The following is a 21,056-nucleotide window of genomic DNA, read 5'->3' as shown; positions in this document are numbered from 1 at the left end:
CCGCCACCCAATGGCCGCGTGTGCGTGCGATCACCGCCGCCGCGATGGCCACGTCGAACGCCTCGTCGACGGTCGCCCCGTCGACCCCGGCGCTGACCGCGGCGGCGACCGCCGCCGCACCGGCGATCGCGACGCCCGTGTTGTGGCTCACGAGGCTCGCCTCGACCACCCGGTCGACGAGCAGGGGAAGGTCGCGCGCGCCGACGGCGATGCCGACCGGGGCGACCCGCATTGCCGCTCCGTTCGTGGTGCCGAACCGGCCGGCCAGCTCGACGGCCTCGCCGGCGAGCACCGCCTGGACCGCGCGCGTGGTGGACGGCCCGAGCAGATCGAGCGAGCCGCGCTCGCGCATGTCCTGCTCCCAGGCCACGAGGGCGGCCGCGAACTCGAGCGGGTCGATTCGGCCGCGACGGTCGATGAGCATCCCGGCGAGCAGCAGCGCCTGTTCGGTATCGTCGGTGATCGACCCGGCGGGCAGGCCGGCCGCCAGCGGGTGATCGGCCGCCGCCGGTTCGAAGCCCGTGAGGCGACCGTACCGCGCTCCGACCGCCGCGCGGTCCATGAGCTGGGTCGGCATCCCGAGGGCGTCGCCGATCGCCAGGCCGTAGAGTGCCGCGAGCGCGCGGTCGCGGGAGGCGACCACGTCAGCGGGCCGAGAAGGAGAGGTGCAGGCTGAAGTGCGCCGGGTCGAGCAGGCTCTCCACGCTCTCCACGAGCGCGCCGCTCGAGTCCCGGGTGACACAGCGCGACCACAGGAACGCCTCCCCCGGATCGCGCTCGAGCAGCCGGGCATCCTCCCCCTCCAGCCGCCGCACCTCCACCCACTGCTCGCCCTGGGCCGCGACCAGGCCGGACTCGAGCAGCAGCCGGGTGAGCGAACCGCCGGCGAGGCCTGCGCCGAACGCGGCGACCGAGAGCGGCGTCGCCGGAATGCGCGAACGCTCGCAGGAGACGGGAGAACCGTCGACGACGCGGCGGAGGCGTTCGACGAGAATGAACCGGTCAGAAGTCTCGCCAAGCTCTTTGGCGAGTCCGACATCCGTCACCTGCTCGAGCCGCAGCACCTCCACTCGGGCGTCGACGCCCTGCTCCTGCAGGGCGCGCGCCCAGCCGAGCTTGACGTCCAGTGGCCGACCATCGAAGGTCACGAAGGAGCCCTTCCCGGAGCGCGTCGCGATCAGCCCGGCCTCGCCGAGCTCAGACAACGCCGCCCGCACGGTGTTCCGGCTCACCGAGAAGCGCTCGGCGAGCGCCGCCTCGCCCGGCAACTGCCGCCCGAACGGCACGCTGCCGCCGCGGATCTCCGTCTCGAGCACACGCGCCACCTGCTCGTGCTTGAGCCGCGGGAGCGGGCGCTCGGTGGCGGTCACGCGCGCTCCGCGCCGAGCGCCGCCGCCGTCGTGATCTCTATGAGCGGCGCGTAGAGGGCCATCGCACCGATCGCCCGGTCGTGGTCGAAGTCGGTGAGCCCGGCGCACGCGTCCGCAACGACGCGCACGTGCACTCCGGCATCCGCCGCGGCAAGGGCCGTCGAGAGCACGCAGCAGTCCGTCGACACCCCGGCGAGCACCATCTCGGTGCTGTCGCCCATGACCGCCGCGAGTTCGGCTCCCCACTTGCCGAAGGTCTCGCGGGTCACGGTCGGCAGTCCGAGGCCGGCAAACACCGGCGAGAGCTCGTAGAGCGGATCGGTGGGCGGCACGAGCGCGAACGGCCACATCTCGTAATACGGGATCCAGGCTCCCTGTGGCTCGGTCGGCGCGACGAAACGCGTGAAAACCACCCGCGGGGAGAACTGCTCGACCAGCCGGGCGACGGTCGGCTCGATCGCCGGATAACCGGGGGTGAACCACTCGCTTCTCGGGTCGCCGAAGATCCGCTGCATGTCGATCACGACGAGCCACGGCGCTGCCTGGGTCACGCGCGCTCCTCGACGCTTGCCCGCTCGATCGGCTGCGCCTCTTGCCGGCGGATCGCCCCGCGGCCGAAGAGCAGGATTCCGAAGAACCCGATCAGGAGCGCGATCAGAACGCCGAGGTTGGCGAAGGCCCACGGCCCAGAGCGTCCGCCCAGTCCGACCGGCCCGAGCAGGTAGCCCTGCCAGTTGAGCCAGTCCGGCACCCCGAAGGTGTTCGTGATCATGCCCCAGCCGATCGCGGTCCCCACCACGACGAGGCCGACGGACAGCCACCGCACGTCGCCGTACCGACCGCGGTGATCGTAGAGGTCAGCCTCGGAGTAGTCCTTGCGCCGCAGCACGATGTCGGCGACCAGCACCCCGCACCAGGCCGCGATCGGCACGCCGAGCGTCACGAGGAACGCCTCGAATGGCGCGATGAAGCTCGGGGCGAAGAACACGACGTAGACGGCGCCGGCGATCATCACGACACCGTCGATACCGGCCGCGGCGAACCGCGGGATCCTGATGCCGGCGCTCAGCAGCGCGAGGCCGGACGAGTAGATGTCGAGCACCGCTCCGCCGACGAGGCCGAGCACGGCGACAAGGGCGAACGGAACCAGGAACCAGGTGGGCAGGATCGTCGTCAGGGCGCCGATCGGGTCGGCCCCGATGGCTTTGCTCAGGCTGGCCGACGACCCGGCGAGCAGCAGGCCGAATACCACGAGGATCACCGGGGCGACCGAGGCGCCGAAGGCCGTCCAGCCGACGACCGACGAGCTGCGCGATCCGCGCGGCAGGTAGCGCGAGTAGTCGGCGGCGGCGTTCACCCAGCCGAGGCCGAAGCCGGTCATCACGAAGACGAGCGCCCCGATCACGGCCTGCCCCGCGCCGGTGGGCAGCGCGCCCACGGTGGCGAGGTTGATGTGCGGCACGGCGAGGATGATGTAGATCACGGTGAGCACACCGGTGATGATCGTGATCCATACCTGCAGCCGCATGATGAGGTCGAAGCCGATCACCCCGGCGACAACGATCAGGGCGGCGACGACCACGAGGGCGACGGTCTGGGTCGCGACACCGCCCTACCAGCCGAGTTCCCTGAACACGGTGGAGGTGGCGAGCACGGCGAGCGCCGTGAGCGCCGTCTCCCAGCCGACCGTGAGCACCCACGAGATCACCGAGGGAAGGGCATTGCCGCGCACGCCGAAGCTGGCGCGGCTGAGGATCATGGTGGGAGCGGAGCCGCGCTTGCCGGCGAGCGCGATGATTCCGCAGAGCGCAAAGGACACGACGATCCCGACCACGCCGACGAGAGTCGCCTGCCAGAACGAGATGCCGAAGCCGAGGATGAACGATCCGTAGCCGATCCCCAGCACGGACACGTTCGCCGCGAACCACGGCCAGAAGAGGCTGCGCGGCGCGCCCTTGCGCTCGCCCTCGGCGATGGTGTTGATGCCGTTCAGTTCGACGCTCAGGGCGTCCCTGCCCGAGGACGTGATGCCCTCGCTTGCGGTTGTGGCCACGACCCATCCCCTCTCGAAATGCACCTGTTCAGACCTGTTCAGCACAAGCTAGTCCTCGCCGCCAGCGCGTGTCAACGGTGCCGCCCGCCCGTCGAGCCGGGGCAAACGGCCGCTCTGCGACGGCCGAAGCGGCCATCCGCCCCGAGTCGAGGATCCTGCCCGGAGCGCGGGTGGGCGATCGGGCCCGACGAGAATCGGGCCCGACGAGAATCAGGCCGAACGGGGATGCGCGCGGTTGGCCCGGGCGCTGAGCCAGGCGTCCGTCGCGAGGCTGAGCACGATTCCGGCCGCCAGAAACGCGAGGTTCACGAACGGCAGGCTCGCCAGCCCCACCCGGTCCAGCAGGATGCCGCCCACGAGCGCCCCGCCGCCGATCGCCAGGTTGAACGAGGTCGTCAACAGCGCGGCGGCGAGGTCGCGGATGCGCGCGGACGCCGTGTGCAGCATCCGCGTTTGCAGCATGGCCGGAAGTCCTCCGAACGCGATGCCCCACACCACGATGGCGGCGAGTACCACCACCGGGTTGGTCGGGAACAGGGCGAGCGCGAGCACCGCAAGGAGCACGATCGCCGTCGCGACCACGAAACCGCGCCGCGAGAACCTGTCGGCGACCGCGCCGGCGAGCGCCAGGCCCACAGCTCCCGCCCCGCCGTAGAGGAAGAGGACGAGCGCGATCGACGAGGCGTCGAAGTGCGCGGTGTGGATGAGCCAGGGCGCGATGTAGGTGTAGTAGACGTTCTGGCCCATCATGATCACCACGATCACGAGGCAGATCACGATCACGCCCGGCAGGCTCCTGTCCCGCCCGATGGGCACCGCGATCTCTCCCGTCGAGAGGGTCACCCGATGCTCCACCGGCGGCAGGAACCGCAACACGAGCGCCGCGAGCACGAGGATGACTCCCCCGATCGCCGCGAAGGCGAGACGCCAGCCGAGCAGGTGTCCGAGCGCCGTGCCGAGGGGAACGCCGAGCACGAACGCCGCCGTCGCGCCGCCGCTCGTGATCGCCACCGCCCGGCCGATCTGGTGTTTGGGCACGAGGTGGGCGGAGTACGCCCCGACGACCGCCCAGAAGAGCCCGTGCGCGAGCCCGCCGATCACGCGCGCAGCCACCAGCACCTCGTAGGTCGGAGCGAGCGCGGCAAGCACGGCCCCGCTCGCGATTACGATCAGCACCACGATCACCAGCGACTTGCGCGAGAAACGCCGGGTGAGCGCCGCGAGGGGCGTCGTGGAGACCACGACGGTCGCGGCGAAGATCGTGATGAGCAGTCCGATGCGGGACTCTGACACCTTCAACTCGCTGGCCATGTCCGGCAGGAGGCCGGTGGGCAGGAACTCGCTCGTCACCGATACGAAGATGGCCCCCGCGAGCACGAGGAGTCCCGCGATCGGGAAGGACGATGCCGTGGTGCTCTGGGTCCCGCGCGCAGCCAATCGACAACCGTCCCGTGTGGAGTGTGGTGCGCTTCGCCGCCCGCGGGTTGCGGCAGACGCGCGTCGCAACCATTCCAGAATACTCTTGAGGCGTGACCACGTCCTCGACCCACTGGGTGCTGACCCTCGTTTGCGCCGACCAACCGGGAATCGTGCACGCCATCAGCGGCGCCATCGTCGAGGCCAGAGGCAATATCACCGAGTCGCAGCAGTTCTCGAGCGACGACACCGGCACGTTCTTCATGAGGCTCCAGGTGGAATCCGCCGCCGACCGGGCCACCTTCGAGGCGAAGATCGCGCCCGTCACCGCCCGCTACGACATGGCCTGGAAGCTGGATGTCGTGGGCCGTCCGCTGCGCACCCTCGTGCTCGTGTCCAGGGCTGCGCACTGCCTCAACGACATCCTCTTCCGGGAGCGGGCCGGGCAGCTTCCCGTCGAACTGCCGCTCGTGCTCAGCAACCATCACGACCTCGCGAGCCTCGCCGAGTTCTACGGGGTGCCGTTCGAATCCCACCCGGTGGTCTCCCAGGGCCAGAAGCTCGCCTTCGAGGACCGCATCCTCGATGCGGTCGACCAGTTCGACATCGAGCTCGTGGTGCTCGCGCGGTACATGCAGATCCTCTCGCCCGAGCTCTGCGACCGCCTCGCGGGCCGCATCATCAACATCCACCACTCCTTCCTGCCCGGCTTCAAGGGGGCGAACCCCTACCGGCAGGCCCACGCCCGCGGGGTAAAGCTCATCGGCGCCACCGCCCACTTCGTGACGAGCGACCTCGACGAGGGGCCGATCATCGAACAGAACGTCGTGCGCGTCGACCACTCGCGCACGCCGGCCGAGCTGGTCTCGATCGGCCAGGACGAGGAGTCACGCACGCTCACGCAGGCCGTGAAGTGGTTCGCCGAGAACCGCGTGCTGCGGGACGGCGCCCGCACGATCATCTTCAAGTAGCCGGAGCGCCGCGCGCCCTCTCGCCCCTAGGCTGGGCGGGTGGACCAGAATTTCAGGCTCGGCCCCAACGACGTCGTGCGTTTTCTGCTCGAACTCTTCGCGCTCTTCTCGCTCGGCTACTGGGGCTACCGCGCCTGGCCGTTCCCGTGGCCCGGCGTGCTGTTCATGATCGGCGTGCCGCTCTTCGCCGCCGTGGTGTGGGCGGTCTTCCGCTCGCCGAAGGCGGTCGTGCCCCTCGACCCGGTGGGCAGCGCGCTCGTCGAGATCCTGGTCTTCGGCTCCGCGGCGGCCGCGTGGTTCATGCTCGGCCTGCCCCTGATCGGCGCGGCGTTCGCGGTGATCGCCGCGGTGAGCGGCGTCATCAACGGCCGGGCAGAGCTCACCGAGGGAGACCACGAATGACGATCCTGTTCCACGGGGCGCGCAAGCTCGACATCACCGGCCAGGTTGACGACTTCTGGATGCTCGTGCAGGGCGAGGGCATTCTCGCCACCGGCTCGGGCAAGGACCTGCCGCCCGCGTCCGAGACCGTCGACGTGGCCGGTCGCTGGATGGTGCCCGGCTTCATCGACCTGCACGGCCACGGCGGGGGCGGTCACGCCTACGACGACGGACCGGCGGCGATCGGCGGCGCCCTCGCCGCGCACCGCGCGCACGGCACCACCCGCACGGTGCTCAGCCTCGTCGCCAACCCGATGGCGCAACTGCGGGAGAGCCTCGGCGTGATCGCCGACCTCGCCGAGTCCGACCCGCTCGTGCTCGGGTCCCACCTCGAGGGCCCGTTCCTCGCGACCGACCGCCGCGGGGCCCACAATCCGGAGTTCCTGCTCGACCCGAGCCCGTACCGGGTGGACGAGCTGCTCGAGGCGAGCCGGGGAACGCTGCGCCAGGTGACGATCGCTCCCGAACTGCCGAACGCGCTCGACGCCATTGACGTGCTCGTCGAGGCCGGAGTCGTCGTGGCGGTCGGCCACACGGATGCCACGTTCGAGGGCACCATGGAGGCCTTCGACCGCGGCGCGCGGCTGCTCACCCATGCGTTCAACGCTATGCCGGGCATCCACCACCGCGCGCCCGGCCCGGTGGTCGCGGCGTTCGGCGACGACCGCGTGACCATCGAGCTGATCCTCGACGGCCGGCACGTGCATCCGCAGGTCGCCGCGCTCGCCTTCCGCGAGGCGCCGCACCGGGTCGCTCTCGTGACGGATGCGATGGCCGCCGCCGGCGCGTCGGACGGCAACTACCGGCTCGGCTCGCTCAACGTGACCGTGCGGGACGGGCTCGCTGTACTCTCCGGAACCTCGACGATCGCCGGTTCGACGCTCACCCAGGACGTGGCCCTGCGCTGCGCGATCGAGAACGCCCGCGTGAGTCCGACGGACGCGGTGGCCGCGCTCACGGCGACGCCCGCCCGGGTGCTCGGGCTCGATCACCGACTCGGCCGGCTCGCCCCCGGTTTCACCGCCGACGCCGTGCTGCTCGACCACGACTGGCAGGTAGGCGAAGTCTGGGCAAACGGGCTCCGGATCGCCTGAGCCGCGGCGCTGGCTAGCTAGAGCGCTTCCCAGTCGGGCTTGTTGGCCCAGGCGTAGCGGTAGTAGTCCACGTTGGCGAGAGCGGATGCCGCCTCCTCGTCCACGAGAACGGTCACGTGCGGGTGCAACTGGATCGCCGAGCCCGGCGCGCTCGCGGTGACCGGTCCCTCGACCGCCGCCGCGATCGCCTCGGCCTTGGCCGCGCCGAACGCGAGCAGCACGAGGTGCCGCGCGCGCCGGATCGTGCCGAGACCCTGGGTGATGCAGTTCACCGGCACCTCGTCGATCGAGTCGAAGAAGCGCGCGTTGTCGTGCCTGGTCTGCTGGGTGAGGGTCTTCACGCGGGTGAGCGATTCGAACGAGGAACCCGGCTCGTTGAACCCGATGTGCCCATCGGTGCCGATGCCGAGAATCTGCAGATCCACCCCTCCCGCCTCGCGGATCGCGCGCTCGTAGTCGTCCCCCGCCGTCTGGATCGGCCCGTCATGCCCCGGGACGCGGATGAGCGCCGGGTCGAGCCCGAGAGGGTCGACCACGTCGCGGGTGATCACCGCCCGATAGCTCTCCGGATGGCCCTCCGGCAGCCCGACGTATTCGTCGAGCGCAAAGCCGCGCACCCTCGAGAGGTCGGCCTCGCGGGCCGCGAGGGCGCGGTAGACCGCGAGGGGCGTCGATCCGGTCGCGAGGCCGAGCACGGCATCCGGTTTCGCCGCCACGATGGCGAGGATGGCGTCGGCGGCGAGTTCGCCGGCCGCCGCCATGCTGTCGAGGATCACTATTTCTGCCATGGGGAGTCTCCGGTCGTTGTCATGCCGACGAGGGCTGCGCCCACGGCGGCGGCGGGGAAATCGCTCGGGACGAGCTCTACGCGGTCGGGGAGGTCGAGGGAGGCGAGAAATGGCGAGGAACTCGCCCACGCGCCGAGCACCCCGCGCACGCCGACCAGAAGGGTGTCGCCGAGCGAGCTGAGGCCGCCGCCGATCACGACGCTGTCGACGTCCACCGAGAGCACGAGGATGCGCACCGCCGAGGCGACGTTCCGAACGAGCCCGTCGCGCACCTCGACCGCTCGCGCGTCTCCGCTGGCTGCCGTCTCGAACAGGGCGTGCACGGGGCTCGGATGATCGCTCGGCCACTGCCGGGTGACCGCCGACCCTGACGCGACGGTCTCGAGGCAGCCGCGCTGGCCGCAGGGGCACAGTGGTCCGTTCGGGTCGACGGGGATGTGGCCGATCTCGCCGGCGGTGCCCCGCGAACCCCGCCAGAGCCGGCCGGCGAGCACGAGTCCCGCGGCCAGCCCGGTGCCGAGGTTGAGGTACGCCATGGACTGCTCGGCCGGCCGGTCGAGCAGTCGGAACGCCCCGACGGCCGCCGCGTTCACGTCGTTCTCCACCCGCACCGGCAGGCCGAGCAGCGTGCCGAGTTCCCGGCCGAGCTCCAGCCCTTCGAGCCCGAGGTTGACCGCATGGGACACCCGGCCGGTGTCGCTGTCCACGGCCCCTGGAATGCCGACCCCCACGGTGGCGAAGGACGCCGTCTCGACCCCGGCTAGTCTGGCGAGCGTCCGCACGGATTCGGCGGCCGTCTCGAGCACGACCTTCGGCCCGAACCCGGTGGGCAGCCGCACCTGCTGCACCACGACCCCGGATTCGTCGACGAGCACGGCGTGGATCTTGGTGCCGCCGATGTCCACGCCGACTCTCATGGCCGGCCCGTCTCGGCTGCACCTGTGTCGGCGGCGCGCGTCTCGAGCCAGGCGAGCAGGGCCCGGCCCGCGTGGCGCGATCCGCCGAATGTCGCCACGTCGGCGTACGCGCGGTCGTCGCCCGCCCAGCCCATGTCCACGACGATGGCGGAGGGATGGCTGGCGCGAACCGCGTCGATCGTTTCGCGGACCCAGGGGTGCCGATGGTTGTTTTTTCCCACGAGCACCGGCTGCACGCCGGGCGGCAGGTCGAGCGCGTCGCCTCGTCGCTGCACGACCGGATCCGCACCCGCGGCGACCACGCCCCACAGCGACCGCCCCACCGCGATGTTCGATGCGGTCTCGAGCACGACGACGGCGCGGTCGGCGGACACCGTGACACCGGGCCGCACGTCGAATGCGCCCGTCGTGCGCTCGAGGTCGAACTGCTCGTCGAGCTCGCCGACATATTCCGGAATAGGAATGAGACTGGACCGCTGGTCGAGAACGCGGGCGAGGTCGTGGTTGCGGACCCCGGCATCCTCGAGTCGCGCGGCCGAGAGGCTGCCGTCGGAGATCGCGTCCAGGAGCGCCCGCTCGATCGAGTCGAGCTGCTCGGCCGTGTTCCTCGTGCCGATGCAGAGCAGGTCGCAGCCCGCGTCCACGGCGCGAACCGCGGCGGCCGGAATGCCGATCTCGGCGCTCGCGCCCGCCATGTCGAGGGCGTCGGTCACGATCAGGCCGGCGAAGCCGAGCTCGCCGCGAAGCAGGTCGCCGAGGATCCGGCGCGAGAAGGTGGCCGGGCCCTCCTGGTCCACCTGGGGCAGCACGATGTGCGAGGTCATGATGGTGCTCGCCCCCGCCTCGATCGCCGCGCGGAACGGCACCAGCTCGCGCTCGCGCAGTTCGTCGAGCGACAGGTCGACGACGGGAAGGGCCACGTGCGAGTCCTGCGCCGTGTCGCCGTGCCCCGGAAAGTGCTTGACGCTCGAGGCGATGCCGGTGGACTCGAGTCCCCGCACCCAGGCCGCGCTGTGGCGGGCGACGAGGGCGGGATCGGTTCCGAAGCTGCGCACGCCGATCACCGGGTTGTCCGGATTGGAGTTGATGTCGACATCCGGTGCGAAGTCGAGCGTGCAGCTGGCGCGCCGCAGCTGCCAGCCGACCGAGCTGGCGACCGCCTCGGTGTAGTCCAGGTCGTCGATCCGGCCGAGAATCGCGTTGCCCGGATAGGGCGAGCCGGTCGCCGCGAAGAGCCGGGTGACGTCGCCGCCCTCCTCATCGATGGCGATGAGCGCGAGGGGGTTCGCCTGCCTGATCTGGTCGGTGAGTCGCCGGACCTGGTCACCAGAGACGATGTTCTCGGCGAACAGGCACACCCCGGCGAGACCGAGGCGCAACCTCTCCGCGAGCCAGTCCGGGAGCGTCGTGCCGGCGAATCCCGGGAGCAGCACACCGGCCGCGTGGCTCCCGCTCGTCTGGCGATCGGTCATGCTGTTCCTCACTCTGGGGCGGATCCGGCCGTGCGTCGGAGTTGGCCGGTCCGATAATTACGTCAAGGGTCCTAACAAACAAGCCCCTCCCCATGCTACCGAGCGTTCACCGATCGTGGGAGCCCGGATCAGGAGACGCCGAGCTCGGCGGAGATGACCATGACCGCGGCGCCCCGCAGCACGATGTCGTCGCCGAGCGTCGTCATCCTCAGGATCAGGTCGCCGTGGAATTCGGCCATGGTGCGATCGCGCACTGTCTCGCGGGTCGCCTCGGCAAGGGTGCCGTCCAGCAGTGCCGGCGGACCGCTCAGAATCACCTCCGACAGGTCGAGCGCCCCGACGATGGGAGCGAGGGCGATGCCGAGCCGCCGGCCGGCCTCGCGCAGGATCGCCTCCCGTTCCGCGGGCGCCTGCCGAATCCTGGCCTCGAGCCGCGGAACGGCCAGCCAGGTTTCGAGGCATCCGAACTTGCCGCAGCTGCACTGGTCGCCCCCGTCGGTGCCGACCACGACATGGCCGATCTCCCCGGCGGCGAAACGACCGCCGGAGAGCAGGCTCCCGCCGAGCAGCAGGCCCGCTCCCACTCCGTGCCCGACCTTGACGAGCATCGAGTCCCCTTCGGCGTTGCCGAAGCTGTGTTCGGCCAGGGTCGCGGCGTTCGCGTCGTTGGCCACGACGACGGGGCGACCGAAGCGTTCGGCGAGCAGCGACCGCAGGGGCACGTCGACCCAGCCGAGATTCGGGGCCCCGAGCACGACGCCGTCCGGGTCGACGACCCCCGGTGATCCGACGCCGATGCCGAGGATCGGCCGGTTCGACAGCGACACGAGCTCGTCGGCGAGCGCGAACACCGTGGCGAGCGCGCCGTCTCCGACTCCGCCCGCGAGCGGCACCTCCGCCCGCGCGAGGATCGTGCCGGCGAGATCGAGGACTGCTCCGCGGAACACCGAGTGGTCGCTGAGATCGATGCCGACAATCTGGAAGGCCGAGCGGCCGATGTCGAGGAGCGTTGCCGGCTTGCCGGGACGCGTTCCGTCGCGCTGGCCGGTCTCGACGATGAGGCCTTCGGCGATGAGCTCTCCGACGAGGTCGGAGACGGTGACACGGGTGAGCCCCGTGCGCCTCGCCACGTCGGCGCGGCTCTGCTGGCCCGCCGTGAAGAGGGTCTGCAGCACGAGGGCGCGGTTGTGTCCGCGCGCGTGTTCGGGAAGCACCTTCGTGCTCGGCCGCAGCACCCGACCGGAGACGAGCGCCCCGGGCGCGCGCCGGGCACCCTGGCGTCCCCGGGCCGCACCATGCTCGGTTGCGGTGTCACCGGCGCCTGGTTCGCTCATGTTTGTAAGTCAACCTTACGAACTCTCCCGCGCGCAATGCGGGGCGATCCGCGGCGATCGCCGTGGGATCCGGCGCGATTGTTCCCGTGTGTCGGGAGGGTGCCGACTCGCGCGGGCACAACCGTCTCGCACACAACCGTGTCACACGGGGCCAATCGCGGGATGGGGCTACGCCCGAGACACCCGCAGGGTCACGATCTGGACCCGAGACACCCGCAGGGTCACGATCTGGAACGGCCCGACGGCGAGGTGCACCGTGCCGCCGGACATCGAGGTCACCGCTCGAGCCGGCAGCTCCCGCTCGAGAAGGTCGGTCTCGCGCACCGTCGCGGCGTCGAGCGCACCGTCGAAGTCGATGGTTCCGCCCGATCGGACGCCGGTCGACTCGTAGAGCCGCACGATCACGTCGCCGGACCGGTCGTCCGCGAGCTTGATCGCCTCCACCACGATCGCCCGGTTGTGCACCACTACGAGGGGTGCGACCGGCCCGGAGCCCGGCAGCACCCGTTGCGGCAGGTTGATGCGGTAGCCCTCCCGCACGGCATCGATGATCTCGGCCCCGACGGTGACCGACGAGCGAAGCACGTGGGTGCCCTGGTCGGCCTCCGGGTCCGGGAACACGGGCGCACGCAGCAGCGACTGCCGCACAAGCGTGGTGGTTCCGCCGCCCTCGCGCGGCTGGCGCGTAATGTCGTGGCCGTAGGTGGCATCGTTCGCGACCGCGACGCCGACGCCGGGCTCGCCCACGTGCACCCAGCGGTGGGCGCTCGTCTCGAACCGGGCGACATCCCACGACGTGTTCTCGTGGGTCGGGCGGTAGACGTGGCCGAACTGGATCTCGGATGCCGCCCGCTCGGCGCGCACGTCGATCGGGAAGGCGAGCTTGATGAGCTTCTGCCGTTCGTGCCAGTCGAGCGTGGTCGTGATCTCCAGCGTCGTCGATCCGGCGGCCAGGCCGAAGTCCTGCATGACACTCGATTCGCCGAATTCGCGCAGCACGCGCACCGCCGCCCGGCCCTCCTCCTCGGTGATCTCGAACGAGGTGACGTCGGTGAGGGTCTGGCCGTGCCGGCGGTAGTGCTCGTCGATGTCCCAGGCATCCCACTGGTTGGGCGTGTCGCGGAACAGCTGCAACTCGCCGAGGGACTGCCCGGGAGCCACGAATTCGCGGCCGCCCAGCGCATCGGCGAGGGAAGAGACCCGGCCGGTCGCATCGATCGACACACGCACCAGCCCGTTCTCGAGCAACGCTCCCCCCTCCACGGCGGAGACCGTGACCTCCCCGGCACGCATCGGCACGCCGGCGCTGAGCGGCGGCACTCCGGCCACCGCGAACGGCGAGGCGTTGAAGACCACGGACTCGCCGCCCGTACCGCTCAGGGCGTCGATCGACGCGGCGATCACGGCCTCGAGGCGCCCGGCCACCTCGCGGTAGCTCGCCTCCGCCTGCTTGTGCACCCAGGCGATCGACGATCCGGGCAGGATGTCGTGGAACTGCAGCAACAACACCGTCTGCCAGATGCTGTCCAGTTCCGCGTACGGGTAGTCCACCCCGGCGCGCACCTGGGCCGTCGTGGCCCACAGCTCGGCCTCGCGCAGGAGGTGCTCGCTGCGCCGGTTGCCCTGCTTGGTGCGCGCCTGAGAGGTGTACGTGCCGCGGTGGAACTCGAGGTAGAGCTCGCCCGTCCAGACCGGCGGATGCGGGTACTCGGCCCGTGCGTCGTCGAAGAAGCGCCTGGGCGAGGCGATACGCACGGTGGGCGAGCCCTCGAGGGACGCGGTGCGGGAGGCCGCGGCGAGCATCTCCCTGGTCGGTCCGCCGCCGCCGTCGCCGAAGCCGAACGGCACGAGCGACGAGTTCGCCGCCCCCTTTTCCGCGTACTGGCGCTGGGCCGTGGCGAGCTCCTGGCCCGACAGCACCGAGTTGTAAGTGTCGACAGGCGGGAAGTGGGTGAAGATGCGCGTGCCGTCGATGCCCTCCCAGTCGAACGTGTGGTGCGGCATGACATTCGTCTCGTTCCACGAGATCTTCTGGGTGAGAAAGTACTCCGACCCGGCGGCGGAGGCGATCTGCGGAAGCGCGGCGGAGTATCCGAACGAGTCAGGCAACCACACCTCGAGCGGGTCGACGCCGAACTCGCGCAGGAAGAATCCCTTGCCGGCCACGAACTGGCGGGCGAGTGCCTCGCCGCCCGGCAGGTTGGTGTCCGACTCGACCCACATGCCGCCGACCGGCACGAAACGGCCCTCGATCACGCGGGCCCGGATGCGCTCGAACAGCTCGGGATAGAACTCCTTCATCCAGGCGAACTGCTGCGCGGACGAGCAGGCGAAGACGATCTCGTCGTTGACCTCCATGAGTTGGAGGACGTTGGAGAAGGTGCGCGCGCACTTGCGGATGGTCTCCCTGGTCGGCCACAGCCAGGCCGAGTCGATGTGCGCGTGCCCGACGGCGGTGACGCGGTGGGCGCTCGCATACGCGGGCTGGGCGAGCACGCCGGCGAGCGCCTTCCGGCCGGCTGCCGCTGTGCCGGCCACGTCATCCGGATCCATGGCGTCGACCGCGCGCTCGAGGGCGCGCAGGATCTCCGCCGCACGCGGCAGGTCGGATGGCAGCTCGGCGAGCAGTCCCCGCAGGGCCCAGAAGTCGCGGTCAAGCTCCCACACCGTCACGTCGCGCAGCGCAACGTCGACGCGCCGGAGCGTGTAGATCGGGTCGGTACCCGCCGTGGCCTTGTCGCCGAACGGCGAGGCCTTCCACCCCCAGTTCGAGCCGATGTCCGGGTTGGATGCCGCCTCGACGTACAGGTCGATCGCGCCGTCCGCGGTGGGCGCGAGCGGCACATACGAATTGAATGGTTCGATCGCCTTGACGATGCCGCCGCCCGGCTCGTAGACGAGTCCCTCGGCCTGAAACCCGGACTGGCCGCCGCTGAAGCCCAGGTCAACGAGCAGCTCCACCGTGTGCCCGGCGCCGCGCCACTCCCGCGGCACCTCCCCGGCCACGTGGAACCAGGTGGTCCCCCAGGGCTTGCCCCACGTCCGGCCGACGGCGAACGGCTCGAACCGCTGGCCGACGGCCTCGGCAAACGGCACCGGCTCATCCGGAACCTCCCAGGCGGTCAGCTCGATCGGCCGTGTCGCCGGGTAGATGGCCGGGGTGATCCGTTCGTCGACGAACCGCGCGATTCTAGCGAGGACGAGGCGGGAGTTGTCGTGCACTGGTGCTCCTTGATGGTTGTGCGGATGGGTGATAGTACGGATGGATGGTGGCGGTCAGCCCTTGACGGCCCCGGCGAGCGCCGAACCCCCGCCGAGCACGCGCGAGACGAACACGTAGAGGGCGAGCACCGGCACCGAGTAGACCAGCGAGAACGCCGCGAGCTGGCCGTAGGCGACGGTGCCGTGCTGGCCGAAGAACGCGAAGATGCTCACGGCTGCCGGCTGCTTGTCCGGGCTGAGCAGCAGCACGAACGGCACGAAGAAGTTTCCCCAGGCCCCGATGAACACGAAGATGAAGACCACCGCGATGCCGGGCCGCATCAGCGGTACGACCACCCTCGAGAGGGTCGTGAGCATCGATGCGCCGTCCATCCACGCCGCCTCCTCGAGCGAGATGGGCACGGAGTCCATGAAGTTCTTCATCATCCAGATCGCCATCGGAAGGCTCGTGGCGGCGAGGAACAGGACCGTTCCGCCGAGTGAGTCGATGAGATTGAGCGACACGAACAGGCTGTACACGGGCACCATCATGGCGGTGATCGGCAGGCAGGTGCCGAACAGGATGCCGTAGAGGAACGGCTTGTTCACCCGCATCCGGTAGCGCGAGAGCGGGTAGGCGGCCAGCACCGCCACGATCACCGTGATGATCGCGCATCCGCCGGCGAGCATGAGGCTGTTCCCGAGCGGCACGAAGGCCAGTTCGGGGGTCATCACCTCGGCGAAGTTCTGCAGGGAGAGGCTCGCGGGCAGCGTGAGCGACAGGGTCGCCGAGGTGTCGAGGGAGGCGACAAGCAGCCACAGGATCGGCAGGGCGAAGCAGACGGCGATCACGAGGAGCACCGAGTTGGAAACGGCGCGCAGGCTGCGGCCGCTCGGGGACGTCAGACCCATCAGTCCACCTCCGGTTTGAGGGCGCGGATGTAGACGATCGAGAACAGCGCGCCGACCACGAGCATGATCGTGGCGATCGCGGTGCCGAATCCGAGCCGGGAGAACTTGAACGCCTCCTGGTAGGCGAGGATCGGCAGCGTCGAGCTGTCGGTGCCCGGCCCCCCGCCGGTGAGCACGAAGATCAGGGTGAACACCGAGAGGGTCTGCAGCGTCGTGAGCATGAGGTTGGTGCTGATGCTGCGGCGGATCATGGGAATGGTGATGTAGATGAGCCGCTTCGCCCCGCCGGCCCCGTCGATCTCCGCCGACTCGCGCACGTCATCCGGCACGTCGTCGATCGCCGCCGAGTAGACGAGCATCGAGAAGGCGGTGCCGCGCCAGATGTTCGCGAGGATAACCGCGATCATCGGCAGCCGGTAGAGCCAGTTGGGGCCGTCGAGACCCACGGCGGCCAGCAGCGTGTTCAGCGTGCCGGTGGCGTTGAAGAACGCGTAGGCAGCGAAGGCGGCCACGATCTCGGGGAGCACCCACGCGGTGACCACGAGCGTGCCGACGATCGCGCCGACCACCCGGTTGCCCGACTTCATGAGCAGCGCCAGCCCCAGACCGAGCACGTTCTGCCCGACGATCGCCGAGGCGAAGAGAAAGACGAGGGTGAGCAGCACGGACTTGGGAAAGTCCTTGTCGGCGACGAGCTCGAGGTAGTTGCCGAATCCCACGAAGCTCGCGCCCTTCGCCGCGCTGCCCGTGAGCGAGGAGTCGGTGAACGAGCCGTAGAACGACGAGATCACCGGGCCCACCAGGAAGACGGCGAGCAGGATGATCGCGGGCACGAGCGGGAGGCTGCGCACGAGACTGCGGCCGACGCCACGCGGGCGGGGAGGGTGAGCTCCCCGCCCGCGGGCGTCCTGGCCCGCCGCGGTGGTGGTGAGGGACGTCACGCCGGCTACTTCGAGGTGTTCTTTTTGCCGACGATCCCGACGACGGCACCGTCATAGGTGGCCGCCGCCTGCTTCGGGGTCTGCTGGCCGGTCATCGCTGATTCCATCGCCACCATGATCTCGTTGGCCACCTTCGGGTAGTCGGTGGTCGCCGGCCGGAAGTGCGTGTTGGCGACCAGCGTGGAGAAGAACCCGACGGTGGGGTTCGAGGCGAGATAGGCCTTGTCGGTCGACACGTCCTTGCGCACCGCGATCTGGCTACTCATGATGTCGAACTTCTGCGAGTTGTCCTTGTCGAGGGCGAGCGCCACGAAGTCCCAGGCGGCGGACTTGTGGGCGGACTTGGCGCCGACGGCGAGGGTCCAGCCGCCAGACATGCTCGTCATCCCGGGCTTCTCGCCGTTCTGGGTTGGCATCGGGGCCACGCCCATCACGTCCTTCCACTGCGGCCACGGCGTGCCGCCGGTCTCGAGCCAGGTTCCGCTCACCCACGAGCCGTCGAGGCTGATCGCGAGCTTGCCCTGCGGCAGCCACTCGTTGGAGACCGTGTTGCCGACCGTCGTGTCGAGCGCCTGCTCCGGTTTCGGGCCGAGCTCGCCCTGGTAGACGTCCTTCACGAACTGGAGGGAATCCGTGATCCCTTTCGAGCCCACCGTCCACTTCTTCGTGTCGGCCTTGTAGAGCGTGTCCTGGGTGCCGTAGAGCAACATCTCGAAGCCCTGCATCACCGCCGCCTCGCCCTGCGGCTTGCCCGAGTACACGTTGATGGGGATCACGCCGGGCGCCTTCGCCTTGACCGTCTTGGCGGCATCCAGCACGTCCTGCCATGTCTTCGGCTCCCACGGCACCGTGAGTCCGACCTTCGCGAAGATCTGCTTGTTGTACCAGAGCGCCCGCGTGTCCGTTCCCATCGAGACGCCGTAGATCTTTCCATCGTCCCCCGCGCCGGCCTGCTTCGCGTTGTCGGGGAACTGCTTCCAGTCCGCCCATTTCGCGACGTAGGAGTCGAGGGGCGCCAGGTAGCCGGCCTCGGCATCCGACTTGATCATGAAGGTGTCTTCGTACATCACGTCCGGCGCGGTGGCACTGGCGCGATTCATGAGAGCAAGCTTGGTGAAGTAGTCGTTCTGCTGGGCCTCGATCGGCACGAGCTTGACGGTGACTCCCTTGTGCTTCGCCTCGTAGGCCTCCTTGACCGCCCTCATGTGGTGGTCGAGCTGCTGGGAGGGGCCGAACTTCTGGTACGCGACCTTGATCTCGGTCGCGGCCGGCGCTCCGGCCGAACAACCGGCGAGAACGAGTGTCGCGGCCGCGGTGATGGCGAGCGCCGACAGGATGCTCTTCACGAATGCTCCTTTGCCTCATGGTGCCGACTCGGACAACCTGTGCGAGCCGTGCGCTGCGGTTTTACTAAATCATTTTTAGTAATTGGCTGTCAAGGCTATCCGCGGATGTTGCAGTGCGCGCAACGATGGAGCGCGCGACTCCGGGAGGCGGCCGCGAGGCTAGGAGCGCATGCTCGGGGACAGCAGCAGGCTGTCCGGGCGAGGCGAGAAGGTGTTGTCGAGCACGAGGCACGCCGCCCCGACCGCCGCGACATCCTCGCCGATCTCCGACTCCTCGAACGCGACAGCGTGGAGCGCCACCAGGGCCGGGGAGGCCGCAACGAGAGCGGGAACACGGCCGAGCAGGAACGCCGAGACCGGAGGCCAGAACGGGCCGCCGAAGACGACCCGGTCGAGGTCGAGCAGGTTGATGATCGCCACGAGGCCCGTCGCGATGTGGGCGGCCGTCGCCTCCAGGACCGATCGCGCCTCGTCGTCGCCCGCCTCCGCGAGGGCGGCGAGAGCGGCGAACTCGCGGTGCACCGCCTCGACGTCGAGTTCGACGTCCGTCGGCGCGACCGCGCTCCGCCCGATCCAGTCGGTGACAAGCAGTCGCGGCAGGATCACGTTGCCGAGGCACCCGCGCCGACCGCACGAACACAGTGCCCCGTCGTCGGTGACGAGGATGTGGCCGATGTCGCCCGCGTTGCCGCTCGCCCCGCGGATCACCTCGCCGTTCAGCACGACGCCCATTCCGGTGCCGGTGCCATAGTAGAAGAACGCGAAGTTTCCGCGGTCGTCTGCGTCCCCCATCCACAGTTCGGCGACCGCGGCGGCGGTGACGTCCTTCTCCACCAGCACGGGCAGCGCGAGCCGCTCGAGGAGCGCGTCCCGCAGCGGCACGCTCTGCCACCCGGAGAGCAGCGGCGGGTTGAGCATGATGCCGCGCCCCAGGTCCACCGGGCCGGGTGCCGCCACGCCGACGCCGACGATGCGGTCACGGCCGACCCCGGAGGTCGCGATGAGAGACTCGACGGCCGCGGCGATCCGGTCTATGGTCTCCTCGGACGACACCGCGGACGGGGCCGGCATGCGGGAATGCGTCACCACGGAGCCGGCGAGGTCGAGCACGACGAGCGTGATCACCGAGGGGTCGAGGTGCACGCCCACGGCGAACCGTCCGCGGGATTCGAGCTGCAGGATGGTGCGGGGCTTGCCGACGCCTCCGGCGGTGGTGGTGCCCGCCTCGCGGATGAGCCCGTCGGCGAGCAGCCTGCGGCTCACGTTCGACACGGTCTGGGCCGACAGCCCGGTGGCCTCGGCGAGTTCGACCCGGCTCAGTCCACCGCTCGTGCGGCGAATGACGTCGAGAATCACCTTCTGGTTGTAGCCGCCCACGGCGGGCAGGTTGGTGCCGAGTCGCATTCCGTCACCTCCCTGGCCGCCACTGGACGGATGCCGAAAACACTACCCGGCACAACCGCGCCCGCGGTTGTGCCCCCTGTCGGGTTCGTGCCCGCGCAAGCAGGCACAAACCCACACACGGGAACACACGCGGGCGAGCAGGCCAGCTAGCTACGCCAGGCGCGTCGCCAGGTTCTTGTCGAGGGTGTCGAGGAACTCCTCGGTCGTCTGCCACGGCTGGTGCGGGCCGACGAGCGCGGCGAGGTCTTTTGTCATCGCGCCGGACTCGACCGACTTGATCACGACATCCTCGAGGGTGAGGCTGAAGTCGATCAGGTCCTGGTTGCCGTCCAGCTTGCCGCGGTGCGCGAGCCCGCGGGTCCACGCGTAGATCGAGGCGATCGGGTTGGTGGAGGTGGGCGTGCCGGCCTGGTGCTGCCGGTAGTGGCGCGTGACGGTGCCGTGGGCTGCCTCCGCCTCCACGATCGAACCGTCCGGAACGGACAGCACAGAAGTCATCAGGCCGAGCGAGCCGAAGCCCTGCGCCACGGTGTCGCTCTGCACGTCGCCGTCGTAGTTCTTGCAGGCCCAGACGTAGCCGCCCTCCCACTTCATCGCCGATGCGACCATGTCGTCGATCAGACGGTGCTCGTAGGTGAGCCCGGCCGCCTCGAACTGGACACGGAACTCGGCCTCGAAGATTTCTTCGAAGATGTCCTTGAAACGGCCGTCGTAGGCCTTGAGGATGGTGTTCTTGGTCGAGAGGTAGACCGGGTAGTTGCGCGAGAGGCCGTAGGTGAGGCTCGCCCGCGCGAAGTCGCGAATCGAGTCGTCGAGGTTGTACTGCACCTGTGCGACCCCGTCGCCCGGGGAGTGGTAGACCTCGAACTGGAGGGGCTCGGAGCCGTCGTCCGGGGTGAACGCCACGGTGAGCCTGCCCTTGCCCGCGAAACGGAAGTCGGTGGCGCGGTACTGGTCGCCGAAGGCGTGACGGCCAATGATGATCGGCTTGTTCCAGCCCGGAACCAGGCGCGGGATGTTCGAGATGATGATCGGCTCGCGGAAGATCACTCCGCCGAGGATGTTGCGGATCGTGCCGTTCGGCGACTTCCACATCTCCTTGAGGCCGAACTCCGCGACGCGGGCCTCGTCAGGCGTGATCGTGGCGCATTTGACGCCGACGCCGTACTTCTTGATCGCGTTCGCCGCGTCGACGGTGATCTGGTCGTCGGTCGCGTCGCGTTTCTCGATGCCGAGGTCGAAGTACTCCAGGTCGACGTCGACGTAGGGATGGATGAGCCGGTCCTTGATGAACTGCCAGATGATCCTGGTCATCTCGTCACCGTCGAGCTCGACGATAGGGGTGGTCACCTTGATCTTGGCCATGAAACGTGCTCCCGCGGTCGACGTACACCCT

Annotated in this window: 17 protein-coding genes and 1 pseudogene; 3 read left to right on the top strand and 15 right to left on the bottom strand. The window is 69.7% G+C overall.

Annotated elements, in window-relative coordinates; translation table 11 throughout:
- The 5 genes and pseudogenes from VIM54_RS01000 to VIM54_RS00980 all read right to left on the bottom strand — a co-directional run.
- A partial coding sequence (locus VIM54_RS01000; RefSeq protein ID WP_331898390.1) for an ADP-ribosylglycohydrolase family protein occupies positions 1-643 on the bottom strand: 643 nt, incomplete at its 3' end.
- 1 nt (position 644) lies between these two features.
- A complete protein-coding gene (locus VIM54_RS00995) occupies positions 645-1,370 on the bottom strand; it encodes a GntR family transcriptional regulator (RefSeq protein WP_331898388.1) in 726 nt (241 codons plus the stop codon).
- A complete protein-coding gene (locus tag VIM54_RS00990; protein WP_331898387.1) occupies positions 1,367-1,921 on the bottom strand; it encodes a cysteine hydrolase in 555 nt (184 codons plus the stop codon). The genes VIM54_RS00995 and VIM54_RS00990 overlap by 4 nt, the downstream gene beginning before the upstream one ends.
- Positions 1,918-3,399, bottom strand: a pseudogene (locus tag VIM54_RS00985) (purine-cytosine permease family protein). Before VIM54_RS00985 ends, VIM54_RS00990 begins: the two are co-directional and overlap by 4 nt.
- A gap of 234 nt (positions 3,400-3,633) precedes the next feature.
- Complete coding sequence (locus VIM54_RS00980) at positions 3,634-4,860, bottom strand: MFS transporter (RefSeq protein WP_331898386.1); 1,227 nt, start codon at positions 4,858-4,860, stop codon at positions 3,634-3,636.
- Positions 4,861-4,952: 92 nt separating this feature from the next.
- On the opposite strand from VIM54_RS00980, the gene purU reads away from it, so the two are divergent.
- From purU to nagA, 3 genes are read left to right on the top strand one after another with little or no spacing between them, the layout of a single operon-like run.
- Positions 4,953-5,810, top strand: a complete 858-nt coding sequence (purU, locus tag VIM54_RS00975; protein ID WP_331898384.1) for a formyltetrahydrofolate deformylase — start codon at positions 4,953-4,955, stop codon at positions 5,808-5,810.
- 39 nt (positions 5,811-5,849) lie between these two features.
- The gene (locus tag VIM54_RS00970) at positions 5,850-6,212 is read left to right on the top strand and encodes a YrdB family protein (protein WP_331898382.1); all 363 of its coding nucleotides are present in this window, start codon (positions 5,850-5,852) and stop codon (positions 6,210-6,212) included.
- Positions 6,209-7,345, top strand: a complete 1,137-nt coding sequence (gene nagA / locus VIM54_RS00965) for an N-acetylglucosamine-6-phosphate deacetylase (RefSeq protein ID WP_331898380.1) — start codon at positions 6,209-6,211, stop codon at positions 7,343-7,345. The genes VIM54_RS00970 and nagA overlap by 4 nt, the downstream gene beginning before the upstream one ends.
- 17 nt (positions 7,346-7,362) lie before the next feature.
- Here the strand turns inward: nagA and VIM54_RS00960 are convergent, their stop codons facing one another.
- The 10 genes from VIM54_RS00960 to VIM54_RS00915 form a co-directional block, all read right to left on the bottom strand.
- Entirely contained in the window at positions 7,363-8,133 is a 771-nt protein-coding gene (locus VIM54_RS00960) for a glucosamine-6-phosphate deaminase (RefSeq protein WP_331898378.1), read from the bottom strand.
- Positions 8,121-9,050, bottom strand: coding sequence for an ROK family protein (locus VIM54_RS00955; RefSeq protein ID WP_331898377.1), 930 nt, complete (start codon positions 9,048-9,050; stop codon positions 8,121-8,123). Before VIM54_RS00955 ends, VIM54_RS00960 begins: the two co-directional genes overlap by 13 nt.
- Positions 9,047-10,522, bottom strand: a complete 1,476-nt coding sequence (locus VIM54_RS00950; RefSeq protein WP_331898376.1) for a glycoside hydrolase family 3 protein — start codon at positions 10,520-10,522, stop codon at positions 9,047-9,049. Before VIM54_RS00950 ends, VIM54_RS00955 begins: the two co-directional genes overlap by 4 nt.
- Before the next feature lie 128 nt (positions 10,523-10,650).
- On the bottom strand, positions 10,651-11,856 hold the full coding sequence (locus tag VIM54_RS00945) for an ROK family protein (protein ID WP_331898374.1): 1,206 nt from the start codon (positions 11,854-11,856) through the stop codon (positions 10,651-10,653).
- Positions 11,857-12,024: 168 nt separating this feature from the next.
- Positions 12,025-15,078 carry an alpha-mannosidase gene (locus VIM54_RS00940; RefSeq protein ID WP_331898372.1) on the bottom strand — a complete coding sequence of 1,018 codons (3,054 nt, stop codon included), beginning with the start codon at positions 15,076-15,078 and terminating at the stop codon, positions 12,025-12,027.
- Between the two features lie 54 nt (positions 15,079-15,132).
- A complete protein-coding gene (locus VIM54_RS00935; protein ID WP_331898370.1) occupies positions 15,133-15,969 on the bottom strand; it encodes a carbohydrate ABC transporter permease in 837 nt (278 codons plus the stop codon).
- On the bottom strand, positions 15,969-16,910 hold the full coding sequence (locus VIM54_RS00930) for a carbohydrate ABC transporter permease (protein WP_414673146.1): 942 nt from the start codon (positions 16,908-16,910) through the stop codon (positions 15,969-15,971). Before VIM54_RS00930 ends, VIM54_RS00935 begins: the two co-directional genes overlap by 1 nt.
- A 5-nt stretch (positions 16,911-16,915) precedes the next feature.
- Positions 16,916-18,256: an extracellular solute-binding protein gene (locus tag VIM54_RS00925; RefSeq protein WP_331898368.1), complete on the bottom strand. Its 1,341-nt coding sequence runs from the start codon at positions 18,254-18,256 to the stop codon at positions 16,916-16,918.
- Positions 18,257-18,415: 159 nt separating this feature from the next.
- On the bottom strand, positions 18,416-19,660 hold the full coding sequence (locus VIM54_RS00920; protein ID WP_331898366.1) for an ROK family transcriptional regulator: 1,245 nt from the start codon (positions 19,658-19,660) through the stop codon (positions 18,416-18,418).
- Positions 19,661-19,810: 150 nt separating this feature from the next.
- Complete coding sequence (locus VIM54_RS00915; protein ID WP_331898392.1) at positions 19,811-21,025, bottom strand: NADP-dependent isocitrate dehydrogenase; 1,215 nt, start codon at positions 21,023-21,025, stop codon at positions 19,811-19,813.
- Between the last annotated feature and the right edge of the window lie 31 nt (positions 21,026-21,056).

Source organism: Lacisediminihabitans sp. (assembly GCF_036569425.1).
GTDB lineage: Bacteria > Actinomycetota > Actinomycetes > Actinomycetales > Microbacteriaceae > Lacisediminihabitans.
This window is presented reverse-complemented; position numbering and strand designations above follow the sequence as displayed.